The sequence below is a fragment of the Pseudonocardia xinjiangensis genome (assembly GCF_012911925.1).
GTDB lineage: Bacteria > Actinomycetota > Actinomycetes > Mycobacteriales > Pseudonocardiaceae > Pseudonocardia > Pseudonocardia xinjiangensis.
Map to the genome: position 1 here is coordinate 1 of NZ_JAAXKY010000262.1, position 4506 is coordinate 4506.

The following is a 4506-nucleotide window of genomic DNA, read 5'->3' on the forward strand; positions in this document are numbered from 1 at the left end:
GTGGCGGTGGGGTGGGCTGGGCTCCCGCGGTGGACGTCGTGCCGCCGAGCAGCGCGACCAGCACCACGAGCACGAGCCCCTGGCGGCGCCATGCCGGGAGCCCGCTCCCCCGGTCCCGCCCGGACGACGACGACCGCGGCCCGCCTCGATACCGCACGCGCCGCCTCCGTCCCCTCGTCGATCTCCAGGAGCGAGCGCACTGTGGCATCCGGACGGCGGGCAGCCCGGTAGCCACACGCGTACCAGGACGAACATTGACCACACGGGTGAAAAGGACAGGCCGGCCTGGTGACCGACGGGCACGTCGTGGCCGGTCGCCACGCTGTCGGAGGACCCCTCCCCCAGGTCGACCCCGTAGCAGGACAAGCGTACTGTTTTGACTGGACGGGGTCGCTGCTCCGGGGACGCGCCGGTGCACCAGACTCCGAAAAAAACTCATCCCAGTGACATTCGAGCGGCATCCCAGCGCCCACCACCGCCAGGAGGACAACGACGTGGCCAGCACGGACAGCTTCGGAGCGAGAGGAACGATCCAGGCGGGCGGGGGCGAGCACGAGATCTTCCGGCTCTCGGCCGTCGAGGGCGCTGAGCGCCTTCCGTTCAGCCTCAAGGTGCTCCTCGAGAACCTCCTGCGCACCGAGGACGGCACGAACGTCACCGCGGAGCACGTGCGTGCGCTGGCGAACTGGGATCCCGCAGCCGAGCCGGACACCGAGATCCAGTTCACCCCCGCCCGCGTGGTCATGCAGGACTTCACCGGCGTCCCCTGCGTCGTCGACCTGGCCACCATGCGCGAGGCCGTCACCGAGCTGGGCGGCGACCCCGCCAAGGTCAACCCGCTCGCGCCTGCCGAGCTGGTGATCGACCACTCGGTGATCATCGACGTCTTCGGCCGCCCGGACGCGTTCGAGCGCAACGTCGACTTCGAGTACCAGCGCAACAAGGAGCGCTACCAGTTCCTGCGCTGGGGCCAGGGCGCGTTCGACGAGTTCAAGGTCGTCCCGCCGGGCACCGGGATCGTGCACCAGGTCAACATCGAGCACCTGGCCCGCGTCGTGATGACCCGCAACGGCCAGGCCTACCCCGACACCCTCGTCGGCACCGACTCCCACACCACGATGGTCAACGGCCTCGGCGTGCTGGGCTGGGGCGTCGGCGGCATCGAGGCCGAGGCGGCCATGCTCGGCCAGCCCGTCTCGATGCTCATCCCGCGCGTGGTGGGCTTCAAGCTCACCGGCGAGATCCCGGCGGGTGCCACCGCCACCGACGTCGTGCTGACGATCACCGAGATGCTGCGCCGCCACGGCGTGGTCGGCAAGTTCGTCGAGTTCTACGGCGAGGGCGTCGGCGCGGTGCCGCTGGCCAACCGCGCCACGATCGGCAACATGAGCCCGGAGTTCGGCTCCACCGCCGCGATCTTCCCCATCGACGACGAGACCGTGCGCTACCTCAAGCTCACCGGCCGCTCCGCCGAGCAGATCGAGCTCGTCGAGACCTACGCCAAGGAGCAGGGGCTCTGGCACGACCCGTCGCGCGAGTACGCCTACTCCGAGACCCTCGAGCTCGACCTGTCCACGGTCGTCCCGTCGATCGCGGGCCCGAAGCGCCCGCAGGACCGCATCGCGCTCTCGGAGTCGAAGGAGGCCTTCCGCGAGGCGCTCGTCGACTACGCGGGCGCCCCCGACCAGCGCGACCCCGACGACGCCGCCGGCACCCCCTCCGCCGTGGACGAGGCAGGCGAGGAGAGCTTCCCGGCCAGCGACCCGTCGTCGCCCAGCAGCGGCAACGGCGACGGCGCCCCGCACACCGCGGTGTCCGCGGCCTCCGGCGCGACCGGCCGCACCAGCAAGCCCACCCGGGTGGCACTGGCCGACGGAGCGTCCTTCGAGATCGACCACGGAGCCGTGGTGATCGCCTCGATCACCTCCTGCACCAACACCTCGAACCCCTCGGTGATGCTGGGCGCGGCGCTCCTCGCCAAGAACGCCGTCGACAAGGGCCTCGCGGTCAAGCCGTGGGTCAAGACGTCGATGGCGCCCGGCTCGAAGGTCGTCACCGACTACTACGAGAAGGCCGGCCTCTGGCCGTACCTGGAGAAGCTGGGCTACCACCTCGTCGGCTACGGCTGCACCACCTGCATCGGCAACTCCGGGCCGCTGGCCGAGGAGATCTCCGCCGCCGTCAACGAGGCCGACCTCGCGGTCGTCTCGGTGCTCTCGGGCAACCGCAACTTCGAGGGCCGGATCAATCCCGACGTCAAGATGAACTACCTGGCCTCGCCGCCGCTGGTCATCGCCTACGCCCTGGCCGGCACGATGGACTTCGACTTCGAGAACCAGCCCCTCGGCCAGGACACCAGCGGGAACGACGTCTTCCTCCGCGACCTGTGGCCTTCGGCGAAGGACGTGCAGTCCACCATCGACACCGCCATCAGCCAGGAGATGTTCACCAAGGACTACGCGGACGTCTTCGCCGGCGACGAGCGCTGGCGCTCGCTGCCGACCCCGGAGGGCAACACCTTCGACTGGGACCCGGAGTCGACCTACGTCCGCAAGCCCCCGTACTTCGAGGGCATGGCGCCCGAGCCGTCGCCGGTGAAGGACATCGCGGGCGCGCGGGTGCTGGCCCTGCTCGGCGACTCCGTGACCACCGACCACATCTCGCCTGCGGGCTCCATCAAGGAGGACACCCCCGCCGGGCAGTACCTGCGCGAGCACGGCGTGGAGAAGAAGGACTTCAACTCCTACGGCTCCCGCCGCGGCAACCACGAGGTGATGATCCGCGGGACGTTCGCCAACATCCGGCTGCGCAACCAGCTTCTGGACGGCGTGAGCGGCGGGTACACCCGCGACTTCACGCAGGAGGGCGGCCCGCAGGCGTTCATCTACGACGCCGCCGAGAACTACGCCGCCCAGGGCACGCCGCTGGTGGTGCTGGGCGGCAAGGAATACGGCTCCGGTTCGTCGCGTGACTGGGCGGCCAAGGGCACCGCGCTGCTCGGCGTCACGGCCGTGATCGTGGAGAGCTACGAGCGGATCCACCGGTCGAACCTGATCGGCATGGGCGTGCTGCCGCTGCAGTTCCCGCAGGGCGAGTCGGCCGCGTCCCTCGGCCTGGACGGCACCGAGACCTTCGACGTCTCCGGTGTCACCGCGCTGAACGACGGCTCGACGCCGCGCACCGTGCACGTCACGGCCACGAAGGAGAACGGCGAGAAGGTGGAGTTCGACGCCACCGTCCGCATCGACACCCCCGGCGAGGCCGACTACTACCGCAACGGCGGGATCATGCAGTACGTCCTGCGCGGAATGCTCCGCAACTAGTCCCCACTCCCCTCGACGGCGGGCGCCCGGCTTCCGGGTCGCCCGCCGTCGTCGTTGCGGCGGGTGGCGATGTCGTCGATAGATCGACGAAACGCTGGCGTCAATGTTTGATTGACATAAGGGCTGGAGACCGGCGCCCCTGACGGCACCTGCCCCGGTCAGGGCGCCGGTGGCTCCTGGCGGGGTGGCCCCGTCCAGCGGCGCGCCTCCGGTGCGGGAAGGCCGAGCTGGTCGAGAACACGGGACACGATGTGGTCGACGACGTCCGCGACGGACTGGGGGTGGTTGTAGAAGGCCGGCATCGGCGGCACGAGCACCACACCCATCCGGGTCAGCGCCAGCATGTTCTCCAGATGGACCTCGCTCAGCGGGGTCTCGCGCGGGACGAGCACGAGCTTGCGGCGCTCCTTGAGCGTCACGTCGGCGGCTCGGGACAACAGGCCGTCGGCGTATCCGGTGCGGATCCCGGCAAGGGTCTTCATGCTGCACGGGACGACCACCATCCCGTCGGTCCGGAACGAGCCCGACGAGATCGGCGCGGCCTGGTCACCGTGGCCGTAGACCGCGTCGGCCAGCTTCCCGACCTCACGCACGCTGTAGGGGGTCTCCAGCTCGATCGTGACCCGCGCCCACCGGCTGAGCACCAGATGCGTCTCCACGTCCGGCATCTCGTGCAGCGCCTCGAGCAGCCGTACACCGAGCACCGCACCCGTGGCCCCGGTCATTCCCACGACCAGCTTCATGCCCCCGCTCCCCTCACTCACCAGGTCGGGCAGGGCGCCGGGTGCGCCGGGTCCGTCCAGAGCACCTGCTCGGGCTCGCTCACACCCTCGATGTCCAGGTTCACCACGATCGGTTCCTGTCCGCTGCGCGTGAGTACGCACTCGAGGGGCTCGTCGTCCAGCGCGTTGATCTCCTGGTGCGGCACGAAGGGCGGGACGAAGATGAAGCCGCCCGGGCCGGCCTCCGCGGTGAACTCCAGGTTGTCGCCCCACCGCATCCGGGCCCGCCCGCGGACCACGTAGATCACGCTCTCCAGCTCACCGTGGTGGTGGGCGCCGGTGCGGGCACCCGGATGGATGGTGACCGTCCCGGCCCACAGCTTCTCCGAACCCACCCTCGCGTGCGTGACCGCCGCGGCGCGGTGCATGCCCGGTGTCTGCGGCGTGTTGCCGTCCAGTGC

General features: G+C 70.2%; 3 protein-coding genes. 1 reads left to right on the top strand and 2 read right to left on the bottom strand.

Annotation, left to right across the window (positions count from 1 at the left end; genetic code table 11):
- Nucleotides 1-494 precede the first annotated feature (494 nt).
- Nucleotides 495-3323, top strand: a complete 2829-nt coding sequence (locus tag HF577_RS36600; RefSeq protein WP_169400585.1) for an aconitate hydratase — start codon at nucleotides 495-497, stop codon at nucleotides 3321-3323.
- Between the two features lie 158 nt (nucleotides 3324-3481).
- Here HF577_RS36600 and HF577_RS36605 read toward each other — a convergent pair whose 3' ends face one another.
- Together HF577_RS36605 and HF577_RS36610 are read right to left on the bottom strand one after the other, a co-directional pair.
- The gene (locus HF577_RS36605) at nucleotides 3482-4066 is read right to left on the bottom strand and encodes a non-oxidative hydroxyarylic acid decarboxylases subunit B (protein WP_169400586.1); all 585 of its coding nucleotides are present in this window, start codon (nucleotides 4064-4066) and stop codon (nucleotides 3482-3484) included.
- Between the two features lie 17 nt (nucleotides 4067-4083).
- On the bottom strand, nucleotides 4084-4506 hold a 423-nt coding region (locus HF577_RS36610; protein ID WP_169400587.1), incomplete at its 5' end, for a cupin domain-containing protein.

Bases quoted from the DNA above. Each gene is read 5' to 3' on its own strand.
- HF577_RS36605 (WP_169400586.1), bottom strand. From the start codon at position 4,066: ATGAAGCTGGTCGTGGGAATGACCGGGGCCACGGGTGCGGTGCTCGGT.